This is a genomic window from Gottfriedia acidiceleris, assembly GCF_002128425.1.
Taxonomy (GTDB): domain Bacteria; phylum Bacillota; class Bacilli; order Bacillales; family Bacillaceae_G; genus Gottfriedia; species Gottfriedia acidiceleris.
The window spans coordinates 13584-37765 of record NZ_NESS01000023.1 but is presented as its reverse complement, the minus strand read 5'-3'; the positions used below and the strand labels follow the sequence as shown (position 1 = coordinate 37765).

At 33.5% G+C, this 24182-nt stretch carries 14 protein-coding genes and 1 pseudogene; 4 read left to right on the top strand and 11 right to left on the bottom strand.

All coding sequences use genetic code 11. The annotated features are described in order from the left end of the window. Positions 1-405: 405 nt before the first annotated feature. The gene (locus B6K90_RS22210) at positions 406-987 is read left to right on the top strand and encodes a TetR/AcrR family transcriptional regulator (RefSeq protein ID WP_167555465.1); all 582 of its coding nucleotides are present in this window, start codon (positions 406-408) and stop codon (positions 985-987) included. Between the two features lie 52 nt (positions 988-1039). On the opposite strand, the gene B6K90_RS22205 is transcribed toward B6K90_RS22210, so the two are convergent. From B6K90_RS22205 to B6K90_RS22185, 5 genes are all read right to left on the bottom strand, one after another. After that, positions 1040-1294: a spore coat protein gene (locus B6K90_RS22205; RefSeq protein ID WP_088014897.1), complete on the bottom strand. Its 255-nt coding sequence runs from the start codon at positions 1292-1294 to the stop codon at positions 1040-1042. 13 nt (positions 1295-1307) lie between these two features. After that, entirely contained in the window at positions 1308-1496 is a 189-nt protein-coding gene (locus B6K90_RS22200) for a hypothetical protein (RefSeq protein ID WP_088014896.1), read from the bottom strand. 117 nt (positions 1497-1613) lie between these two features. Continuing rightward, positions 1614-3101, bottom strand: coding sequence for an amino acid permease (locus B6K90_RS22195; protein WP_088014895.1), 1488 nt, complete (start codon positions 3099-3101; stop codon positions 1614-1616). Between the two features lie 733 nt (positions 3102-3834). Then, the gene (locus B6K90_RS22190) at positions 3835-5817 is read right to left on the bottom strand and encodes an alkyl/aryl-sulfatase (RefSeq protein ID WP_088014894.1); all 1983 of its coding nucleotides are present in this window, start codon (positions 5815-5817) and stop codon (positions 3835-3837) included. Positions 5818-5898: 81 nt separating this feature from the next. Further along, positions 5899-7341 carry a spore germination protein gene (locus B6K90_RS22185; protein ID WP_088014893.1) on the bottom strand — a complete coding sequence of 481 codons (1443 nt, stop codon included), beginning with the start codon at positions 7339-7341 and terminating at the stop codon, positions 5899-5901. A gap of 242 nt (positions 7342-7583) precedes the next feature. Here B6K90_RS22185 and B6K90_RS24625 point away from each other — a divergent pair. Together B6K90_RS24625 and B6K90_RS22175 are read left to right on the top strand one after the other, a co-directional pair. Then, a pseudogene (locus B6K90_RS24625) lies at positions 7584-7709 on the top strand (helix-turn-helix domain-containing protein); the annotation flags it as partial. Between the two features lie 223 nt (positions 7710-7932). After that, positions 7933-8127 (top strand): hypothetical protein, encoded by a 195-nt coding sequence (locus B6K90_RS22175; RefSeq protein ID WP_088037634.1) that lies wholly within the window; start codon positions 7933-7935, stop codon positions 8125-8127. A gap of 64 nt (positions 8128-8191) precedes the next feature. On the opposite strand, the gene B6K90_RS22170 is transcribed toward B6K90_RS22175, so the two are convergent. Further along, on the bottom strand, positions 8192-9217 hold the full coding sequence (locus B6K90_RS22170) for an AI-2E family transporter (protein ID WP_088014890.1): 1026 nt from the start codon (positions 9215-9217) through the stop codon (positions 8192-8194). 366 nt (positions 9218-9583) lie between these two features. Between B6K90_RS22170 and B6K90_RS22165 the strand changes: the two genes are divergently transcribed. Then, positions 9584-10021, top strand: a complete 438-nt coding sequence (locus B6K90_RS22165) for a hypothetical protein (RefSeq protein ID WP_088014889.1) — start codon at positions 9584-9586, stop codon at positions 10019-10021. A gap of 138 nt (positions 10022-10159) precedes the next feature. Here the strand turns inward: B6K90_RS22165 and B6K90_RS22160 are convergent, their stop codons facing one another. The 5 genes from B6K90_RS22160 to B6K90_RS24480 all read right to left on the bottom strand — a co-directional run bounded on the left by B6K90_RS22160 (position 10160) and on the right by B6K90_RS24480 (position 23709). Beyond that, positions 10160-10669: a (2Fe-2S)-binding protein gene (locus tag B6K90_RS22160; protein WP_088014888.1), complete on the bottom strand. Its 510-nt coding sequence runs from the start codon at positions 10667-10669 to the stop codon at positions 10160-10162. Then, on the bottom strand, positions 10669-11502 hold the full coding sequence (locus B6K90_RS22155) for an FAD binding domain-containing protein (RefSeq protein WP_088014887.1): 834 nt from the start codon (positions 11500-11502) through the stop codon (positions 10669-10671). The genes B6K90_RS22160 and B6K90_RS22155 overlap by 1 nt, the downstream gene beginning before the upstream one ends. Position 11503: 1 nt before the next feature. Further along, positions 11504-13822: a xanthine dehydrogenase family protein molybdopterin-binding subunit gene (locus B6K90_RS22150; protein ID WP_088014886.1), complete on the bottom strand. Its 2319-nt coding sequence runs from the start codon at positions 13820-13822 to the stop codon at positions 11504-11506. A gap of 536 nt (positions 13823-14358) precedes the next feature. Beyond that, positions 14359-15258, bottom strand: coding sequence for a LysR family transcriptional regulator (locus tag B6K90_RS22145; RefSeq protein ID WP_088014885.1), 900 nt, complete (start codon positions 15256-15258; stop codon positions 14359-14361). Positions 15259-15666: 408 nt separating this feature from the next. Next, positions 15667-23709: a S8 family serine peptidase gene (locus tag B6K90_RS24480; RefSeq protein WP_088014884.1), complete on the bottom strand. Its 8043-nt coding sequence runs from the start codon at positions 23707-23709 to the stop codon at positions 15667-15669. Between the last annotated feature and the right edge of the window lie 473 nt (positions 23710-24182).

The window sequence follows — 24182 nt, the reverse complement described above, 5'->3', positions numbered from 1 at the left end:
TTATGAGTAACTACATTTCTCGTTTTTGCTTTTTTACTTACTCATGAACCCTTTATGAGTAACTACATTTCTCGTTTTTGCTATTATACTTACTCATGAACCTCTTATGAGTAACTACATTTCTCATTTTTGCTTTTTTACTTACTCATGAACCCTTTAAGAGTAACTACATTTCTCGTTTTTGCTTTTTTACTAACTCATGAAATGAGTAACTACATTTTAGATTTTTGCTATTATACTTACTCATGAACCTCTTATGAGTAAGTATGTTTCTCGTTTTTGCTTTTTTACTTACCACAACTCTCCCAAACGAAGCTTTTTTGCAATAAATATTAACAATATTTAGACTTCACAAAGATTCCAGTTTATAATCTAGCTAACAAGAGTTAGTTTCGGAGGATGAAGATGACAAAGGATAAGATTATTGCAGCAGCACTTGCCCTGTTTTCCAAAAATGGCTATGAAGGTACAAGTTTAACTGAAATCGCAAAAGTAGTTGGAATTCAGAAACCGTCAATATATAACCATTTTAAAAGTAAGGAGGATATCTTTCTTACCATTTATGAAAATATTTTATGGCTTCATGTGAAAAAAGTAGACGAGCTGATGGGAAAAATTAGCGAACTATCTGCGAAGGAACAACTTTACCAAATTCTAAACTTAACGTTTGAATATTATATTGAATTCGAGGAGCAATCTACTTTCGTGAACCGCGCTGTCTTTTTTTCTCCTGAACCATTAAAGGATCAGTTACATAAACAGTTCATGGAATCTGAGGAAGCAATGTCGACTATTTTAAGATCTGTGATCGATAAAGGAATTAAAAATGGTGAAATTCGAACAGGAAATGTAGAAGATTTTGTTATGTCTTATTACTGTTTAATTGATGGCATCTTTATAGAACTATCCTATTATGGAGCTGAAAAGATGAAGCCTAGGATTTCAAATATATGGAAGAATTTTTGGTACGGTTTTAAAAATGAATAAAACATTCAATAAAAAAAGGCGTTCGAATTTCGAATGCCTTTTTCAACTATTTTTACTGATTAGAAGTTAATTCAGATTTGAATTGTTGTACAATCTCATCTGATGCAGGTGCTGCAGGCTTGTAAAATCCTTTTTGAAGTGCATAATTGTACAATGTACGTTGACGTGCTTCATCTTGATTGCGTAATTGAATTAAAGTTTGTCTTAATTCGTTATTATTAGACTCATTAATGAATCCAGCATAAGCTGTTAAGCTAGCGTTAAGACCTGCTAAGTAATCATTGACCATATCTTTATCTTGAAACATAATAATAATCCCCTTATCCTAAAAAATTTAAAAGCTGTTGCTTAGATTGCGTTGCTGATTGAGCGTCTCTTTCTAATAAAGCTCTTAATTCAGGATCAGAGCAGCTTTGAGCATACGCCTCTAATTTATTAGCGATTGTACTATGCCCTCCGATTATATGACGAAGGTTTTCTAATTCAAGTTCTGTTAATGAATTGTTCATATTTTTAATCTCCTTTCGAACATAAATAACATTATTAATTTTCCTCAATTCTAAAAAAAAATACATAAAAAAAGCTCAATCTATACGAATAATAGATTGAGCTTAAAAAATCTTTAATTATAATTCACTGCTGAAATCAGCTTCTTCTAATTTAACCTTTTTCGTTTTCATAACTACTTTATAGCCAAGGTATCCAAGAATAAATAATGGAAGTCCAATATAAGAAACTGCTACACCATACCAGTCAATTTTATCTCCAGTAAATGCTCCATAATTCGTTCCAAGCATTGCAACTAAACATAAAACTGTCGCTAAAATTGGACCTAACGGGAACCATTTTGCTAAATAAGGTAAATCTTTTAATTTTCTTCCTTGAGCAATATAAGCTTTACGGAAGCGGTAATGCGTAATTGAAATACCTAACCAAGAAATATAACCTGCTAGTCCTGCTGCATTTAATAACCAAGAGTATACTGTACCATCACCAAATAATGAAGTTAAAAAGCAAAGCGCACCAATTAATGTTGTTGCAATTAATGCACTAACTGGAACTCCACCTTTGTTTACTTTTCTTAAGAACTTTGGTGCTTTTCCTTCTTCAGCTAATACCCAAAGTACACGAGAACCGACGTATAAGCTTGAATTACCTGCTGATAACACTGAAGTTAATATAACTGTATTCATTGCAGCAGCTGCAAAAGCAAGTCCTGCATGTTTAAATACTAATGTAAATGGACTAATCGCAATATTATCAACGTCTCCACCTAATAAGTTTGGATCTGTATAGCTGATTAAACAGCCGATTACGAAAATCGCTAATACGTAGAATAATAAAATACGCCAGAAGATTTGCTTGATTGCTTTCGGAATATTCTTTTCAGGATTTTCACTTTCACCTGCAGTTACTCCAACCATTTCAGTTCCTTGGAAAGCAAAACCTACAATCATAAATACACTAAAGATTGATAAGAAACCACCTTTAAATGGTGCTTCTCCTTTTGTGAAATTATCGAATCCACCTGTATGACCACTCATGATTCCGAAAATCATTAATAATCCAACTATAATAAAGATGATTATTGTAGCTACTTTAATAATTGAAAACCAAAACTCAGATTCTCCATATCCTTTTACAGATAGTACATTTAATCCAAAAATTAAAACAAGAAATATAGCACTCCATACAATCCCTGGAGTATGTGGGAACCAATATTTCATAATTAAAGCCGAAGCTGATAGCTCTAGAGCAAGAATGATTGCATTGTTATACCAATAATTCCAACCAACAGCGAAACCAAGAGCTGGATCGACAAATCTTGAAGTATATGTGCTAAAAGAACCCGAAATTGGAATTAAAGTTGCCATTTCAGCTAAGCTAGTCATTAGGAAATAAACCATTATACCAGCAATTAAATAAGCAACAAGAGCTCCACCTGGTCCTGCATCATGAATAGTTGCACCACTCGCCAAAAACAGACCAGTACCAATCGTACCACCCATAGCGATCATTGTTAAATGTCTCGTTTTTAGTTTTCTTTCTAAGTGCTCTTTTTCAGGCGCGTTACTTTGAATAGTGAAATCATTTTTACGGTTTGTATTTTGCATGAATACACCTCTTTACTATAAATTGAAATTCCCCCAAAAACGAAAAAGGCTGATTAAATCTTTTTATAGCTCAAATTCCAATCGATCCATTGGTATTGTCAATTAGTCAGACATTTACAAATCACAGACTAAGTTACCTATTTAATACTAAGCCTGGAAACTGAGCAATGTAAAGATGAAAATCCTCCCTTCTGAATTTAACAAAGGAACAAATCTGATACGCTCAATGCTGATAGCGTTTTCATTTTTTTTGCTTTCATCATCGAAATGTACTTAATTAAAATTATCATAATATGGCGAAAAATAGAAGGAGTTTTTTCACTGTTTAGATAATTTAGAGTTATTTAAGAATAGTTGTTTTTTCAAAAAACGTATATTTATTTGAAACGATAAATATATATTAAGTCCTAGTTTAACATTCTTCAACTATTAATTTTTAGAATGGAAAAAATTATATAATGAAAGCGCTTTGTTATTGTTTGATATTGACTTTCCTTGTTAATAAAGCTCTAGACTTGATTGAAATTCTAAAATAAAGAACCTGTATATAGGAAAATTATCACTCTTTTTTTAGTAAAAATGTCATGATTTTTGATCTTTATTTTCATAGACTATATACAAAAAAATGAATAAAATTAGTTCGGTAATTTTCTGAATTTTTAAAATGGAAAACCCACAAAAAAACATTCTCCATAACTCTTGAAGAATGCTTTTTTCACCTATTTTTAATTTCTTATGGAGTAACAATCTTGACTGATGGATTAAAGTGATCAAATAAATTTACCATCTCTTTAAATTTCTCTTTGTTCCCAGTAATGTTTAACTTTCCATTTGCAATTGCCTGATTTATATCAAGTTGCCCAAACATAATTAAATAAAAAGTTACTTTATCTACAAGTAGTGTTGCATCAGGGTTAGAAGCAGTTAAACCATTACTATAATTAAAAACAGCGTTCTTAACATCAATTGTGTATTTTGTTTTTAAATCAGTAAAATTCACATTAAATGTAAAACTCTTATTCTCTGCATTTGGACCATTAAGTGTAATCGAAATATAATCAAAAAAATCGTTTACTTTCATATTTAAAATTGTTTGTTGGTCTAAAGTACTTATTGTTTGTAAATCATCTATCTTCACAATACCTTTTCTCAATTCTTTTGCACCTGTCAAATATACATTTCTCCAGGATGCAGATTCGGCCATGTATCCTAACTGCTCGTAAGATTTAGCTAGTAAGCTCCTTGCCTCTTTGTTATTCGGATTTGCCATTACAACGTTTTTCAAAACTTGTGCTACCCATCGATATTCACCTTTATCAAAGTCCATTTTTGCTAGCTTCAGAATCTTCTTTTCGCCACCCATATATTGAACATATTTAGTACCAGTCTCTTCTTGTGGGAGAGGATCTAAATCAGAAGGATTACCATTAAAATAACCTAAATAATAATTGTAAACTGCTTTTGCATTTTGCTTCAAATTACCATAATATCCTCGATTCGCCCAATATTTATCAAGACTACCGGGTAATTTTATTTGTTCAGCTATTTCATCTGCAGTGTACCCGTTGTTGGCAAGGCGTATTGTTTGATCATGAATATACTTGTATAAATCTCGTTGCATTGTAAGGTGCTCTATTACACGAGCTTTCCCCCATAACGGCCAACTATGTGCTGTAATTAATGTATCGATTTCTTCTTTACCAAATAACTTAATTGTATCATCCAAAGCCTCTACCCACTCAGAAGCATCTCGAGTTTTTGCTCCTCTTAAAGTGTAAAAATTATGCATAGTATGACCCGTATTTTCAGCCACTACTAAAGTTTTGTAATCATATATGTAATAATGCATCTCTGAAGGTGCCTCAGTATTTAACGTTAATAAAAACTTAAACTTAACTCCATCTATTTCCATATTTTGTATTTTATCTTTTATCTCAATTGTCGGTGGCAAAAAGCTGATTGTACCAGTACTAATTCTAGGTCCAATCCCATTTGTTACGTATCCTTTTTTATTTATAGGTAAAAGATTTCCGAACATATACCCAGCTCTTTGTGACATGATATTACCTAAAAGGATATTCTCACTTACTACTTCCTTCGAAAAGTTTAATGGAGCAATTATCGGTACCCTTTCTGGATTAGTGGCGTATTGTACTACTCCTTTTACTCCTCCAAAATGATCAGCATGGCTATGACTAATAACTACCGCACTGACTGGTTTTTTCGGGCGACTCGCATAATATAATTCCAATGCTGTTTTAGCAGTTTCAATCGATGATAATGTATCTAATATAATTAAACCCGTTTTACCTTCTACAATTGTCATTACAGATACATCTTGCCCACGAATTTGATATACCCCATCGACTACTTTATAAAGTCCGGGAGTATTTAGTAATTGAGCTTGTCTCCATAAGGATGGATTGACAGTTAAAGGCGCTGGCCCATCATTAATAATTGAATATTGATCACGATTCCAAATGACATCACCTTTTGAATTTTTTAATTGGTCTTGCATTAATGGTGCTATGAATCCTTTATGAGCATCATTAAAATCTTGCTTATCTTTGAAATTTAATTCGCTATACATTTTTTCATTCGACTTAATTGTATCCTTAGTAGGAGGCATTGATTGTGAAAAAACGTTTTGTGAAAAGGTGGTACTAAACAAACACGATATTATTAGTAAAAATGTTAGTCCTTTTGCTTTAAACATGATTTAACTCCTTCTAATCAACGGGTAGAATTGGAACAAAAAGCAACATGAGTTCATAAGTACGTTACTGTTTGTTCTAATTTATTTTTTAAGAGGATATGAATGTTTGCTATTAATAATCTTCCTTAAATCTCCTCTAAATAGAGCATCTTTCATTTCTTTCGGGTTAAAAGGAATAAACGGTGCTAAATATGGAACTCCTAATGATCGAACTCTAGACATATAAGCTATCAAAATAACTAAGCCAATTACGATCCCTTTTAATCCAAAGAAAAACCCTAAAAATAAAAAAACTAATCGTAACGTCATCACCGATCCATATAGCCCACCTGCAGCAATCGCAATACTAGAAAGGAAATTAATTCCTACTATTATTAACGTCACAGAATGAATTAGTTTTGCAGTGACTGAAGTTTGTCCAACTACAATAGCCCCTATGAGTGAAACAATAATGACAGTCGATTTAGGAATCCTCAACGATGCTTCAGTAAGTAGTTGAAAAATAATCATGACAAATAAAATCTCAACTATAACAGGTAGGAGAGTATCTGCTTTTGTAAAAAACATCTTTTCAAATTTATGAGGTACCCAGTCATGATGAAAACGGACCACAGTTTCATAAAAACCCAATAAAATAATTGAAAATAACCAACTAAAAAAACGTAATAACCTAAATCCATATCTGCCCGATTTAGTATTATATTCATCTGGTTGATGAAAATAATGAAGAAAAAGCGAAGGAACAATCAAACTATAAGGTATACCATTTACTAAGATCGCAACACGTCCTTCATATAATGCTGAAACAGTGACATCTGGACGTTCGCACGTAAAAACGGTTGGAAAGAATGTTTTTTTCCCTTCTAAAGCGTCTTCAATTACTCTAGCTTCTAATAAATAAGTAACATCTATATTTTTAATTCTAGATCTTGTTTCATCTAATATGCTTTGATCAACAAATCCGTCCATATAAATAATGGTTACGTCTGTTTTTACTTCGTTCCCTACCTGTAGATTTTCAATACTTAACTTATTTGACGGTATGATATTACGGAGAAGATTGACATTAACTTTTAACTGTTCATTAAATCCTATTAATGGGCCTTTCACTGACCTTTGAGTATCAGGCTCATTGATTGACCGCATTTGCCAATCAGCAGTATCTGCTAAAATTCCTTCTTCATAACCATCGATTAAAATAAGTGTCTTTCCTTTCGATAATCCAGACAAAATATCTTCATAAGCTGTTACCTTCATCACATCAGCAATTGAAAGATGACGAGTGATAACAGCGTCGATACTGTCGAGTTTAATAATTCTTAGCAAGGGCGTAAGAATATTATCTTGAATAGATTGTGTATTTGTTATTCCATCAATATACAAAACTGCAGCGTCACGAATGACTTCATCATTTACCGTTAGTGGTCTAACTTTCAAATCAGTACTTTTATTAAACATCTTTTTTAAATAATTTATATTCTTTTCTAAACTTACTAATAAACTGGTTAGCTCTTTGTTATTCACTAATAATCTCCTTAACCATATTTTTGCTTAGTTTATCCTTCAAATTCCAATTTATGACAACTTAAGAATCAGCTAGTAATATCACGTTTTTAATATTACTCTCAAAATTTCTAGTATAAAAAATTAAAGGGAATTTTATAGATTTACATTATTTTAATAATTGAAAGGTTTACAAAAGGTGGTGGGATTAATGCATTTACAAAAATTAGAATTTCTCGTAGAAGTAGCGAAAAACTGGATCCTTCTCATCGCCTACAGAGAACCTTCACGTGAGTCAATCCGGTATAAGCCAAGCGATTGCAAAAATCGGGGAAGATCTTGGCTTAAAGATTTTCAACCGTTCACGTATTGGAGTCACATTAACATAAGAAGGATCTAATTTTAAAATCAAAAGAAATTCATTTAAAATCGATTGAGGTATTATTTGTATTTATGGTGAGATTTTAAAGGAAAAAGAGGAACTAATTTGGATGTCATTCAAGAAGGTAAGATGAAGGATTATGTAAGTAAAAACTCACCGTTTGTAGTGACCGGTAGAATAACACCTGAAGAATTACTTCAACAAAAATTGATCCTCTACAATTGAGTGGAATGGCCGTTTGCCTTGCACCAGATTTTATTTTGAAAAATAATCCAGCTATACTAGAAGGTAAAATAGTTGAAGTTGATATTCTAAATTATGAAACTTTGGAAGTGACACTTGGTCTATTACGTTTAAAAAAGAAATTTTTATCTGCTATTGAAAAGCAGTTCATTCAATTTATTAAAGCCGAAATGACCGAATAGGTAGGTTAAGTAAAAAAAGATGATTTCGTTTAAAATCACGCTATCATCTTTTAATTTATTCAGTTTATTCTACTTCTTTCGTTTTATGATCTGTTACCTCTAATACATCAAGTAAAAAGATGAAAACAGGTATACCAATAATCAGACCCCATACGCCAAAAAAGCGTTCCGAAAAAACAAGAATTAGAAATGTATAAAAAACTGGTAAATTCGTTTTCGCTGAGATCAACTTTGGATTTAAGAAATAGCTTTCGAGTGCATGTAATACAAGAATCATGATGATCACATACATAATATGAGCCATTCCACCGATTGTATAAGCAATCGTACAAAGCGGAATTAATGAAATAAACATTCCTGCTACAGGGATTAATCCAAGTAAAAAAATCAAAAAGCCCAAACCGATTAACTGAGGAAATCCCATAAATCTTAAAGCTATTACCGAAAGAATACAATTCACAAGTGCAATTATAAACTGCGCTTCAATCACTTTTCCGAAAGAACGCGAAAATCTTTCACCAAAATAGGCCATTTCATTATAAAGAACTGATATTTTACTATTTTTAAATTTTTGAGTAAAAGCTATAATTCGAGGTTTTTCAAGTAGAAAAAAGAAGCTAAGAACTAGAGCAATTAATACTTCAATCCCCCATTGACTAATATTAGATGCATACTTATATAGAAAATCTAATCCTTGCTCCGTATAACCTGATATTTCAACCTTTTTAATTGCTGTAACGATATAGTTTATGATTTTCTCATCTGGTGGATTCATATAAAACGTTTTTATTTGGACGATTAGTTGAACAACTTGAGTTGTAATAATCGGTAAATAATTATAGATTCCAAAAACTAACGCCGCCACAATGACAACATACAAAGAGTAGACAACAACTAAACGATTAACTGGTAGTATCTTATTTAATCTATTCGTAATAAATTTATGTATCCGATCCATTAAATAAGTAAAAATGAAAATTAGTAAGACTAAATTTATTATTTTCCGAATTAATATCAACACTAGAACGATACTTAAAATGATCGCTAATCTTTTAAAAGTGCTACTTTGATAAAACTTTTTAACATCCATTCTACAGCCTCCTTACTTTTTATCATATTTACCTATGTAGTATGGAATTAACTTTTCCTCTATACAAGCATAACCACATCCTTAAAAAGGAAGTGGTTCATAAACGTTGTGTCTCTTTTCATTTTTATTTAGTAAGATCTTCATTTATGATTTTTCTCTTAATAAATTCTTAATATTAAATAGCGCCATTTTATATTTTATCAATTCTGAAACTAAAAATAAAGATGCTGCTACCAATAAAGTGTAGCAGCATCACGTTAATGAACTTTTTGTGTCAAAATTTGTTTTCCTCTCTTCTTTCCTTCTTTCTTTCTCCATTCACACTTGGGCACTTATTGAATACTATAGGCATGAGGGTGTGATCCAATGAATGACTATAAAATTAAAGAAGATCTTCGTATTATCGCTACTCTTCAAAGAGATTTAAATGTCGCTACTGCTGCACTATTATTAACAGGTCAAATTACGTTAATAGGTGTTTTTGTAACATCTGGTGAATTTAGTCTTTCTCTAAGTGGCCCCTTATTAGGTAGAGAACGTGTAGAAAGTAAATATGGAGATCAATTAACAAATACTCTCATTGATGTAATCGATATTATAATTGCAATTTTATTATTAATTGATGAAGTTCGAGTTGTAAGCTCTGTTATAGGACCTGGTAGATTCTCTCTCAATGTCAGTGGTCCCATTTTTGGTGCACCGGTTAGCGAACCGACACTTCCTTTTCTAAAAAAAACGTATTACTTTTGTAAAAAAATAATTTCGAAACATTTTGATATTGATCCGCGAATCTTTAGTAAATAAAGGAATGGTGATTATGTCTTTAACAGATCTCCCTACGGTAAGACCTACTGATACCCAAGTTTTTCTTATGGCAATTTCCGTCATTTCGTTTATTTTCTTCTTTACACAACGAAAGGCAAGTGATTCAACACAAACGAGTTAAGATTCGTCTTTTTCTAACTCATTATCCATTGATTTCTCTCTATTTTCGATAACTGATGAAACAGCTGCATTAATCTCTTCATAGCATGTGCATCTACAAATATTAGAAGATAGCCATTCTTTCATCGTTTCATACGTTGGATGTGGATGGTTTAATAAAAGAGAATGACAATTCATGATAAATCCAGGAGTACAATAACCACATTGAAACGCAAAATTTTCAACAAATGCTTTTTGTATAGGTGAATCTTTTAACCCTTCAATTGTTGTTATTTTTTGGCCAACTGCCTCGATGGCAAGCATTATACATGATTTATAAACAGTACCATTCATAACGACTGAACAAGCTCCGCAATCTCCATTTAAACAGCCTGGCTTTGCTCCAGTTAGACCTAGTTTAGTTCGTAACACATAAAGCAGAGTATCAACTGGACGGATCTCCACTTGTAGAATTTCGTCATTAATACTTAAAGAAACACTTAATTTTTTGATTGGAGACTGCTCCATTACCTTCCCTCCATTTCTAAAATGATCTCTTCTAATGTGTTTCTTAAGACGAATAGTCGGTACTCTTTTGAGCCTTCTACATCATCTAATACTTCACCAGGAATGAATTGAATTGCTTTTTGTATTCTTTCTTCTACACTCAAGTTCGTATTATTTAGCTCGGCTTCCATTTGCTTTGAACGAAATGGAAAAGGACATAGCCCACTAAAAGCAAAACGCAGTTGATTATCCGATTTAATAGAAGCGATCGTCAGTAGTGGATAACCCGTATCCCATTGCTGGCGTTTTTTAGTGCTTATATATGGTAGATTTATATATTTCTTCTCTGTCAAGAGTTGGACTAGAAGTTGTCCGTCTTGGAGTTGAAGGGTTTGATTGAAGATTTGTTCGATTGGAAAAGCTTCTACACCATTGTATCCGGCAACAATCACTTGACTATCACAAAGTAGAAATGGTAAAACTGCTTCTCGGTAAAAAATTTGACCACATAAGTTTCCACCTAAAGTTATTTTATTCCTTGCAGTCCGGTCAGCTATCTCCATAGAAGATTTAGAGAGTAATGGAAATAAGTTTTTTTCTTCAATATGAGTAAGTGAAAGAGCGGCACCAGAAATTAGATAGCCCTCATTAAACTCAAATGATTGACACTCTTTTAGATCTTTAATATCGATCAATGCATCTGTTTCGACTAGATTTAAACGACCAAGTGTTATGATTTCTGTGCCACCTGCATAATAAATGGGTCTTTTGTTTTTAGCTTTTAAAAAATAAAAAGTCTCCAATGCTTCTTTAATCGTCATTGGTTTATAGTATTCTATATTAGAAGATAACAAGCTATATCCCACCTTCTTTTACTTTCCATAATAATTCTGGGATAATTGGTAAATTGTTGATATTTACCGATAGTGCAGTAGAAAGGCAATTCCCGAGAGCAGCTGGCATTCCTAGTAACCCATGTTCCCCTACCCCTCTTGCACCAAATACTGCATCGATTTGTGGTGTTTCAACAAACGCAACTTCGTATTTAGGATTCTCTCCAAACCGAATTGGTCGATAAGTCCGTAATTGAGGATTTAGTACCTTCCCCTGCGAATCAAAATAAAAGGTTTCTCTTCCAGCAAAAGATAATCCCATACTCATTGCTCCTTTAACTTGACCAGTGGCAGTATTAATGTTAAGTACTTTGCCAATGTCAACAGCTGTAACAGCTTTAAGAATCCTATATTCAAATGTTTTCGTGTCAACTTCTACTTCTACACCATGTGCACAAACGGACCACTCTGGTCCTGGTTTTCCAGCGCCAGTTTCACGATCTATATAAGTTAATCCAGTTAAAATATAGTGTCCTCTTCCAATTATTTGACCACCAATTGAATTTCCATTTGGAAATGTATATCCATAAGCGATATCTTTTATCGCTATATTTTGATTTGGTTCACTTCTTATAAACACTTTACCGTAACCAACGTCTAAATCCTCAATAGGAGCACGCAATATAAATGAAGCTAAATCTTTTAATTGTCTAATTAAATCTTCAGCAGCTGCTAACAATGCTCTTCCTGCCATGAATGTTCCTCTACTTGCAACAGTTTTCCAATGCTCGGGTGTATTTAATGTGTTGATCTTCATTTGAACATGAATATCGTCTACGTCCATTTTTAGAATCTCTGCTAACATTTGAGCAAGAATTGTTTTTGTCCCTTGACCAATTTCTACAACTCCAGAAATTAGATTAATACTTCCATCTTCATTATAGATTAATATAACACCTGAACTTGCATTTGGTGTAATGGTAGAAGTTTTCCACGAACAACTAATTCCTTTTACTCTCAATTTATGATTACCTAAGTCAATAACCTGACCTTCCTGCCAATTGATTAATTCTTTCATTTTTTCAATACATTTAGGTAGATTACCAACTGTACTAGAATTTAATACAACTTGAGTAGGCGTTTGATCACCTGGTTTAATTGCATTTTTTTCTCTTAGTTCAATCGGATCCATATTTAATTTTCTAGCAAGAATATCCATCGCTCTTTCAAATGCAAAATGTACTTCTGAATGACTAAACCCCCTAAAAGGTGCTGGGTATGGATGATTTGTATACATACAAAAAGAATCACACCAAATATTTTCGATATTATAAGGTCCTGTACAATCAACTGCTCCCGCCCGTGTTAAATCAATTGATTTATCAGCATATGCTCCGCCATCCCATAAATATTGAATCTCTGCAACTTTGAGCATTCCCTCTTTTGTACATCCTAGTTTTACATTTGCTTCAAGACCGATATGTCCTGGAGATGAAAGCATATCATTTTCACGAGTGTTATAAATTTTTACTAATCTACCATTTACAGCCCGTGAAGCAATATAGGCTAAAAGTTCTAACTGAACTGCCCCTTTCCCACCATACCCCCCACCAACAAAAGGAGTATTTACAATGACTTTTCCAGGTTTAACTCCGAAATAGTCCCCGATTAAGTCTTTAACCATAAATGGGCATTGTGAAGAAGTCGTTATTTCAATTGTTCCATCATGATGTATTTGAGCAAATGAACATCTTGTCTCCATCGCAGCATGATCAGATGGTCTAAATGCAAAACTTTCATCAATCATTACTTCACTTTCTCTCCAACCTTTATTAAAGTCACCTTTCCGAATTTTTATTCTTGTAGCAATATTTGTACCCGGCTCTGGATAAACTCCTTCATTAACTTCATATTCACCTAGATTAGGATGTACAAGCGGGGCATCTTGTTTAAGCGCTTCAGAAGGAGAGTTTACAATAGGAAGTAATTCATATTGCACTTTTATTAAATTAGCAGCTTCCTGTGCTGCATATAGTGTATCTGCTACTACAATTGCGACAACTTCACCAAAAAATCGAACACGATCAAAAGCAATTGGATATCGATCAAGTACTGCTTCGCCTACTAAAGGTAAGTTTTCACCAAATATAATTTTTCGAATACCTTTGATGTTTTGAGCATCGGTTGCATCTATGCTTTTAATAATGGCATGCGCATATGGACTTGTGACTAAACGAGCATGTAGCATATCATTCGTCTCAAAATCGTCTGTATATTTAGCATAGCCTGTCACTTTTTCGAATGACTCTTTGCGGGGTATTCCTTTTCCAATTATATGCATGATGTGATCTCAACCCCTTTCGTAAAAACATTTCACAATGAATTAAATACTTTAGAAATATTAAATCTAAGATTTCTTTTATATGAGATACTTTAAAAATTTATGTTTTGAAACCTAAAAAAATGCCCAGATAGGAGAATAGGGCAACTTAATCAGAACGATAAACTTTGTTTATGTACTTTGTAAATTTTAGGACTAACTATTCTTTCTGGATATGTTATTGTCTTTAATAATAATAATAAAAGTAAAGAAAAAGTCATATTTTGCACCTAGTAAGAATATAGATCGTTCAATATCAGAAACAGTTTCTAAAAACACTTGCAAATAGTGATGTTCTTAGAATTGGTCGCTATTTAAAAGAACACCAACCAGCAAATTGGCAAAAACTTAATTGGAAAAGAAGTATTCTAAAGTTCAAATCCATCCTAAAGTTAAAGTAACGATCTTAAGTATCCACTTGAAATTGAGTCTAAGCTTTATGAATGAGAAAAGAAAAAGATAGTGTAGTCAGTTTAAATCCTGGCTTCACTATCTTTTTAATTACTTAAATGAAATTGTTTTTTTAATTTCTCAATAAATTCTTTTGCCAAAGGTGATAATGGCTTTGTTTGTAAATAAATTAGCCAAAAATCAAGATCAAAAATTTTTTCATCCTTCATAGGAATTATTTTTATGTCCCCGTTTATAACCATCGGTCGATTTCGAATCGAGAATTCATGTAAATATAAGATGGCTTGACTTTCTTTTACTAACTCAAAAAGTAAGCTACTACGATTTGATTTTAATACTACATTTTTAGGATTCATTTTCGTAAATTTTAGTAACTTTTTATAATCCGAGTTTTTGTACATTACAATTTTTGCATTTATTAAATCACTAGGAGATACAGAATCATAAGAATAAAAAGGTGATTTCTTCCCTACTGCAATACAAAAATGCCCATTATGTAAATGTTCAAATTTAATGAACTTTTCTTTTTTTAATTCTTCAAGTGTTGCTGGAATAAGAGCAAAATCATAATCTTGCTTTATAAAATTTTGAATCATATTAGCTGGATTTTCTTCCACTACTTCAAATGTAACTTCATCTTGTTTCTCTTTAAAATTTACAATTGTTTCTTGAAGAAGATACAAAAAAGTAGGTGCAGTTAAGATTTTCAAATGAGATTCACTTCTATTTTTAAGATCATAAATCTCCTTATTGAGGTCCTTAATTGTACTCAATAGAGTCATTGCCTTTGCGATTACTATTTTTCCTTCAAAAGTGGGTGAAACACCTTGTTTTGAACGGTTAAAAATTTTGATGCCAAGCTCATTTTCTAACTGAGTAATTGATTGGCTCATCCCAGAAGGAGATATAAATAATTTTTCAGCAGCTTTTGTGATCGACATTTCACTTGCTGCACATACAATATGTTCCATTTGATCAAAATTCATTTTTACAATTTCTCCTTAAGAAAACTTAATCTATTACTTTTTTACAAATTTCAATTTTATATTAGCGATTTAAAAAAATAAATTATTTCTTATTATTAACATATTTAGCATCAACATGCGTAACAATATGTTTGTAATTATTTAAAATCCCTCTAGTATATCTAACTTTTAAACTTTTTAACAATTTTATTTAAATTAAAAAATAAGACAAGAATAGATGATTCATATTCTTGTCTTTAAATATTTTTAAGGGAAAGTTTTTAATTTGAAAAAAGATGAACTTATCATTTTACTATTCCAAAAAGAGTGTTTAATCACAAGCACTCTTTTTGGTTGAGTATAATTTGTACTGCTTGTCAATTCAGTTTTTAGCATTTACCTCGATGATTCATATCGTCAATTAATTATTTAATCCTTTTGGTGCTTTGCTATAACTATGACCTTTGTTGCAGAACTTTCATTTCCAGTTGAATCCTTTGCATAGACAGATAACTCTGTACCTGCTTTTTGTTGTTTAATTTGGATTTTAAATATTCCATTTGAATCAGCTTTTCCTGTTGCAATTACAGCATTATTGATTTTTATGGTAATTGTTGCATTTGCCAAAGTTGATCCTGAAATCTTTGGATCATTATCATCGATTTGGTTAACGTTCGGTTTATTTAGAGACCATTTTGCGTATATTGTTGTGTCACTCGTTACTTTATCTGTTGCAAAATTCCATGGTATTTGACCTGCAGCGTCCTTGTACCATCCAGTAAAAGTGTAACCTGTTCTTGTTGGTACAGTTGGCTGACCAATCATAGTGTTATAATTTGCTTTTATAGCATCTACAGTACTTCCACCTTGGCTATCAAATTTAACTGTATACGAGTTAATGCTCCACTTAGCAAATAACTCTGTATCTGCTGTTACTTTATCTGTTGCAAAATTCCATGGTGTTTTTCCTTCCGCATCTTTATACCATCCAACAAAAGTATATCCAGTTCTTGTTGGTGCTGTTGGTGCTGTCATTGTTGTGTTATAATCCACTTTCTTAGTTTCTACTAAGCTTCCATCTTGCTTGTTAAATTCTACTGTGAACTTATGAATTGACCATTTTCCATAAAGTGTTTTTGGAGAATAGATCGAGTTTGTAAAGTCCCAAGGAATTGTACATGCTTCATCTGCGAACCAAGTTAAATCATATCCATAAGCAATCGGTGCAGTGATTCTACGCACTACAATACGATCTTTTGTTGCATCTTTCACTTCAGCTGGAGCATCACTTGGTAATACAAAATGAACATTATATCCATTTACTACTTTTTGTACTAATGTCACATCAGCATACTCTTTAGCTTTAATCGTAATCGTATAATCTTTTGCTCTTGTGAATAGACTTTGATTTAGTGTAATCAGACGATTTTCTTTATCTACATTGTATTTCGATGCATCTATTGCAAGACCGTTGACGGTAATGCCAGTAATCGCATTTGCCCATTCTTTGTCACTGAACTCTAATACCATATTATTGCCTACTGCATTATCTGTTGTATCTGCTGTTACTACTGAACCAGCTAACGCATATTTCGCATAAAGTGTGATTGGTTTTACCACAATGTTATCAAAATCATATGGAATTGTTAAATTTTCGTCCATGTACCAACCATAGAACTTGTATCCCACTTTTGTCGGATCACTTGGTTTTGATGCATTTCTGTCTACGATTTGAGCTGGAACTGGATCTCCACCATTTGAATCAAATGAAACTGTATAACCAATAACTTGGTCTACCACTGTTACATTTTTATACCCTTCTGAAACAATCGTCACATTGAACTTCTGTGCATTCGTGAAAAGAGCAGCCTTAAGGGTAATACTATTATTCGAAATCGTGTAATCCTTATTTAGTTCTAAAGTTTTAGCACCGATGTTCACTGCCTTGATATTATTCTTCCAAGTTCCATCATCATTAAATGTTAACGTAATGTCGCTTCCTACAATGTTTCCAGCAACATCTTTATTAACCGTTGGTGGCACTTTATTCCAACATAGATAGTAAGTTGTATTATCCGTTATAAATTTACCGTTATCCATTGAAATATCAGAAATTTTATCACTTGAGTTAGCTGCATCTAGATACAGATTTGAACTAATCGTCAGATTTCCATTTACTACATGAGAAGAACCTGTGATCATATTCGGTGCTTTCGCCAAACCATTGACAAGTGTATCGGCAAAGAACAAGTCTTTTGCATTCTTTAATGATCCACCGTTCAAGTCAATATGACGTCTGTATCCTAGTTGAATACTAGGGATATTGACTACTTCCCCTGTTGATGATGTTAGTTTGAGATTATATCCTACAATCGCCCCTGCATTTGATAATGTAGGCATCTCACTGAAGGCAAATTTCTCACCTAATTTCGTTTGACCTGCTTGAACAGCTTGATCATGAGTTGCTGTTTTAAAGGAAAGGATTCCGTTATTACCGTTTGCCGTCAAGTCATAGGTACTTGGATCTAACGTATAGACTGTTGGTGTTGTTTCCGTTGAACCATCGCTCTTCATCTGATAGAATGTTGCCTCGATATTGGCAATCTTGTCCTTAGATGTTAACCAAGAAACATTTGTTAAATAGTCAGGAATGTTGATTTTCAAATCGCCTTCTCCTAATATCCAACCAACACCAGAAACCCCTCCGTTACTTCCGTCGAATTTTAATCCATCCGGATTCGCTTTATCAACTGGTGAATAGCTTTGAGTCGTATTCATTTGCCATTTCGCATAAACAGTCTTGTCTGCAGTTATTGGACCTGCATCCCATACTGTTTTTAAAGATGGTTCATTCCACCAACCAAGAAATTTATATCCCGGTCTTGTTGGTGCAGGACTATAAAAACTTACTAAATCACTATTCGGACCATTCGAACGACTTGCGTTCGGTTTGTATCCTACTGCCATCGACTTAGGGGCTGAGCCATCCTGACTGTCAAATGTAATACTATAGCCAACAGGCTGTTGCGCAGTGTAAACTGGGTCAGATCCTGCTATAGTATCTGGATAAACTGTTCCATCTGTACCTGTTGAGCCAATCGTAAATTTGTAAAGCTGAGGTAAATAATTTTTACCACCAGGATTGATTGTCGCTTGATTATATGTTGAAGTATTTTTTGGATCAAGAGTAGAATCCGTCATAAATGTTTTCGCATTAAACGTAATTTTTCCTGGTTTGCTAATGTCGTAATATTTTTGATTTGTATCTGGATTGATTAAATTCGTGATATCCACAGTTTTACCGGTATTAGTCGTCACAATTACTTTATTGATTCCATTTCGCCAGTTCGCATCTTCTTGGAAAGATAACGTTAAATCATTCCCAATATGCGCTACTGTTGGGTCTGTGATAATTGGAATCGCAGGCGTCGGAATTGGCACCGTTGATACTGTTAACGTTTTCGTTACATCTTGGTAACCTGTTGCCTTCACTGTAATTGTATAATTCGTTGCCGCCGGGAATAATGAACCCGGTAACGTAATTTTTGAAGGCATTGTTTGACTTACACCATTTGCATCATAATACGTGTAAGCCGGACTAATTGTTACTTTATCAGTTACATCAGTTGACCCTAGCATAACTTTTGTAATTGCTTTTCTCCACACTAAATCATCAACGAACATCGTGCTTGATGGAGAAAGGGAAATCGTTGCTCCATTTTGCAAGTCTTGTAACTTAGGTGTTGTTGAAACTGCTTGAGATGGACCTGCAAAATTAAGTTTTTGCATAACTTGCTGTAATGTGTCACCAGCATTTAACCAAATTGAACCGGCATAATCCGTTGTGATCGTCGTATCTTTATCTACTGTTAGTTGAGCAGTTGGAACACTTAAGCCTGCATCAATCGCACTTTGATTTTGCGTACCAAAGTTTTTAAAGATAAAATAGAAATCATTATAGTCAATGCCATAACCAAATCCTGTTGGTTTAATCCAATAAATATCTGCATCACGGTTAGCATTTAAAAATGCTGTCTTGTTTGCAAGCTTATTATCTGGATTATTAAAATTAGTTAAGTTTTTATATTGGTAATAAACTTCGATTTCTTTCAGTAAATCCTTCATGTCGATGACGTTGTCACCATTTACATCTCCACCTAAAAGGATTGGGAAGAGACTCGGAAGATCTTTTACTGTACCTGATTGATAACCGAATTTGTTTTGACCAATCACAGGTGTTTTTTCATATCCTTTAAAATGTCCTGGTACACTTGCTTCCAAAGAATATGGCTTGTCACTTACATCAGCTGTCAAAGCATAATATGGGTTGATAAACGCATAAGCCATTGTATTATTAGCTGTTGTCGGTTGATCTGTTGTAAATTTTTTACCATTTGCATCTGTAGCCGTTACCTTCGCACCTGAATCAACAGTGAATTGTGGATAGTTATTATTAATGTTGTTTCTTGCGAAAGATTCCGCTGCTACACGTCCTCTAATCATAGAAGTGAACTGTCTTACATAAGGTATATCAACCGGGAACCACGCAACCCTTGTATCTTCACCTGACAATGTTAAATTCGCCTGCAACAAGTTATATGGAAATTCTCCTACTACAGGATCAAGGTTTGTATAAGTTACATCTGCCTCAATAATCGGCATATCATGATCAAGAGCACCTGCTGAACCTATATTTGAAATTGTGATATCTGTTGTTTTTCCAATTTGATAATTTTGATGCGTATATGGTTGACCTACAGTAAGGACGGTAGTTGGATCGATTCCTTTACTAATCAGATAGTTTTTATACTCATTTGTTAGTCGGATATTAGAGAATTGGTACACACCATGGTCATTCAGTAAAAATTTACCGCCAGTCATTCCGACACCATATTTTGTTGCGATTGTTGTTTTGAATGGTTTATTCGGATCGACAACTACTTTATCTTCGGTACCTGGTCCTGCATCTACTCCATTAGATGAAGTTAGGGTAACGTAAGGATTACCTTTTTTAATAAAATAATAAGTTTGTTTATTGATCTCATAATCATTTTCACCCGAAAAATCTGTAGGATCAATTATAAAATCACTACCTAGTTTATTTGCTACGTCTTCTTTCGTCACACCAAAGTGGAAACGACCTTTCTCATTTGTATTGAAGTAAACTGTTGGGAATTGACTGTCTTGATAACCAGTGACTATATTCAACCCTTGATCAACAGGAACAGGTTTGCCATCCCTAGGACTAGGTACTGATGTTTCGCCATTATTTTTCATCACGTCTACATTCGAGTCATAAACCGTACCTGTAAATCCTTTAATTTCTTGTCCAGGTAGGTACCCTGTCGTGTTGATTTCATAGATTCCCGGTTTGGAGTCAGAATCCATCGTCATAGTCGGTGGAGTACCATCAACATAGAGAGTATCTTCCGCTGTGTAACGTTTTCCATCTTTACCAGTAGCAATCATCTCGAGAGAGTAACTACCTTCTTTTAGTACTTCCACCTTATCTGCAATGCCAGATTCGTCATATGTTCCATCGTATGTCTTTGTAAATGGAAGATACCATCCATTAAAAAGAGTTAATAGTGGACCATATTGGACACCTGGGATAAAATTTCTACCGCTTGATAATGTGTTTGTTACGCCTATATACTTTCCGTCTTTATCCTTCACAACAATATATAAGTTTTCCATTTCGTTGTTAACAGAAACATTATAAGCTGAAATATTTCCTTCTGCTGCAGCTTTTAGCACAACATTGAACGTATTAATTCCTTTTTCCGCAACTGTAACTGTAAATGGAATTCGATAAGTCTCCGATGAGTCCGCTGCATTTATTAAATGGATATACCCCTCGTAAGTACCCTCAAGTGAATTTGACGGAACTGTTATTTTTGCCGTAGCTTTGACTGTACTTCCTCCGCCGACATTAATCGATTTCACGTTATTTCCATCAACCGAAAAATCAATTTTAACATCATTTCCTGTTCCTGGTCCGACTTTATTCGACCCAGCAAATTTTGAGGAAATAAATTCCGTACTTACATTAAATGTTTTACTGCTAGTTCCTTCGTTAGAAACGTTAAAATCTTTTGAAGAAACTACATCATCAGAACCGTTCGTTGCACCTTCTCCTCTACCTTTAAAACCAAAAAACATGCTACCTGTAATGTTATCTACTTCATGTGCTGTTGAGATATCTGCTAGATTATCAAATGTAACTGTTTTATCTAAAACTTGAATTTTTACATTCTCTTTAATAGCACGTGATGGATCTACACGTCCAGCTCCTACTTGATAAACACTATAAGTCTTTGAATCTGTGTTAATATCTTTAGCAGTATTCATTAATGCTGTTTTGACATCAGCCGGTGTATAATCTGGATGTGCAGCTAAAATTAAAGCTGAGATCCCAGCAACGTGAGGAGTTGCCATTGATGTACCAGACATAATCTGATAACCAAGTTTATAATCATGTGCTGCATTCGGCTCCCAAATATCGTATGGAGCTGTTGAAGAAATATCAACTCCAGGTGCAACTACATCTGGCTTAATTGTCCAATCTTTAACTGGGCCTGTTGAGCTAAAGCTTGCTAATTCATCCCCGCTCTTAGTAATAGGTGCATCTAGTGTAGAAGGGAACGTAATATTAGCTGATTTTGGGTCTTTTTTAATCGCATCAGAAAGAGCTTGTCCTTGTTCCTGAGTTAATGAAATCGAATAAACATTATCCATGCTTACTCCTAAGAAATTAGGAATGTAACCTTGGCTATCGCTATCATCCGTATTATCCCAGATAATCATACCCGCTGCTCCAGCATTTTTAGCATTTGCCATTTTTGTTGATAAATAGTCTACGCCACGCTTTACTAGAACAAGTTTACCTTTCACATCAATTCCACTATAGTCTGCTTCACTTCCTAAGCCAACATCAACGATCGGAAGTGTTTGACCTTTATAAACATCGTCTGCTTGTGAAAAGTTTTTACCAAATAAACGTGATTTATATGAAACTGAACCATTCTTAACAGTCATTGTTGCAATTTCTTCAGGGATTGTACTTGCACCTACAGTAATTGCTAGTGCTGAAGTTCCTGGTGAACCAACTGTAGCTTGCCCAGGTCCAGCATTACCTGCAGCAACATCACACACGACTCCAGCTAAAGTAGCATTGTTAATCGCAATAGCTGTTGGGTATAATGGATCATTAACATTTGCACCAAGAGATAGATTAATTACATCCATATGATCTTTTACAGCTTGATCGATACCACTTAGTACAGATCCTGTTGTTCCATGTCCTCCTGGTCCTAATACACGATAACCATAAAGAGCCACATCAGGTGCTACCCCATTTGCCGAATAAACATCGTTATTATTCGTCGTATTTGCTGCAATCGTACCGGAAACGTGAGTTCCATGTGAAGTAATATATGGCTTATAATCTGAAGGAGGTGTTCCCCAAACTGGATTTGAACTCTCTTTATCAGCTACCCAATCATCATAAGTTGTTTCCATTGGATCATGGTCATCCACATACTTAATGTTTCCTGTTGCATCAAATCCGTCATTATTTACAAAGTCATGTCCACCATATAATTTTCCATTTCCATCATGTGTTACTTTATAAAGTTCAGGGTGATTGTAATCGATACCTGTATCCAATACACCCACTTTAACCTTTTGACCAGCACGTGGACCTGTTTTAATGATACCTGTATTCCCTTCAGCTTGAAGCTTATCAATCCCTAAAAATGATAGACCTGTTGTTGGCTTGCCAACTGATGTAGCTGTCGCTGATTTTTGAGAAATTCCTTCATCAGGTAAAGAATATTCTACTTGAGACCAAACAGACGCAACATCTGGACTTTCTGCAAGCTTTTGAACTAAATTCGCTGGTAAGGTTAAAGCAACTCCATTAAATGCATCTGTAAATTCTCGAGTAATACTGATTTCTGTTTTAACAGTTTTCCCGCCAACAATAGAAGTTTTAGGTTGAGTATTTAAAAAGGTCTTAAAATTTGCATGCGAATCTTTAACTTTTATTTTAGCATCTGAATATTCGCTATCAAAAGCTTGACTATTTGCAGTTGCTCCACCTTTAGCTAAAGATTGCTTAATGATTTGTATTTTAGCTGGATCTTGTTTAAATTGAACAACAACATTAATCTTTTTTGAACCGATTAAATCCTTTTTGTCTACACGGATTTTTTCAGTATGATCTGCACCAGTAAGCTTATTAATATTTGCTTTTTGTTCTGGTGTAAGCCCGTCAAGAATACGGTTTACTTCTTTTGCATCAAAGGTATTACTAGATAAATTTTGCTGATTAAGTTTTGCTTCAGCAGTATTTCCACTTGCATAACTATGAGGAATCACAACATTTAAAAACATCGAACTTAACGCAAAGATCGAAAGTATTTTTTTTGTTGGCCTCTTACTTTTGTGAGACGATTTTCTCTCTTTCATGTTTTCCCCCCCAGTATAAACAAATAATAAAAAATTCGATTATTTGCACAAATTCAGAAAATTCAAGTATTAAAATTTTTCTAAACACTTAAATTTAATTAAATATTACTCCATGTTTCGCTTGTCTTGTATTGGGGAAATTTAGCGATTTCCACTTAATTTTTTTTCGAATTTAATTAGAGAAATTGTTATTATTTGAGATTAATTATTGAATCTTGGCTAATACCCCTTATAAAACAACGAATTTTAAGTAAAGTTGGAAATTTTAGACTTTTTAAAAATTGGGGGAATTTGAGGTTTTTTATTAAAAAATGAAAAGACATAATATTCCTATTTTTAACAAAAAACTATCCTACATTTTAATTAATAAAGTAGGATAGTTTTTTAATAAACTTATAAACTATTTAAATTGTTTGTAAAAATAATCTATTTTGTTATTTTAAACCTAATTGAGTTAAAAGATCATCTACCAT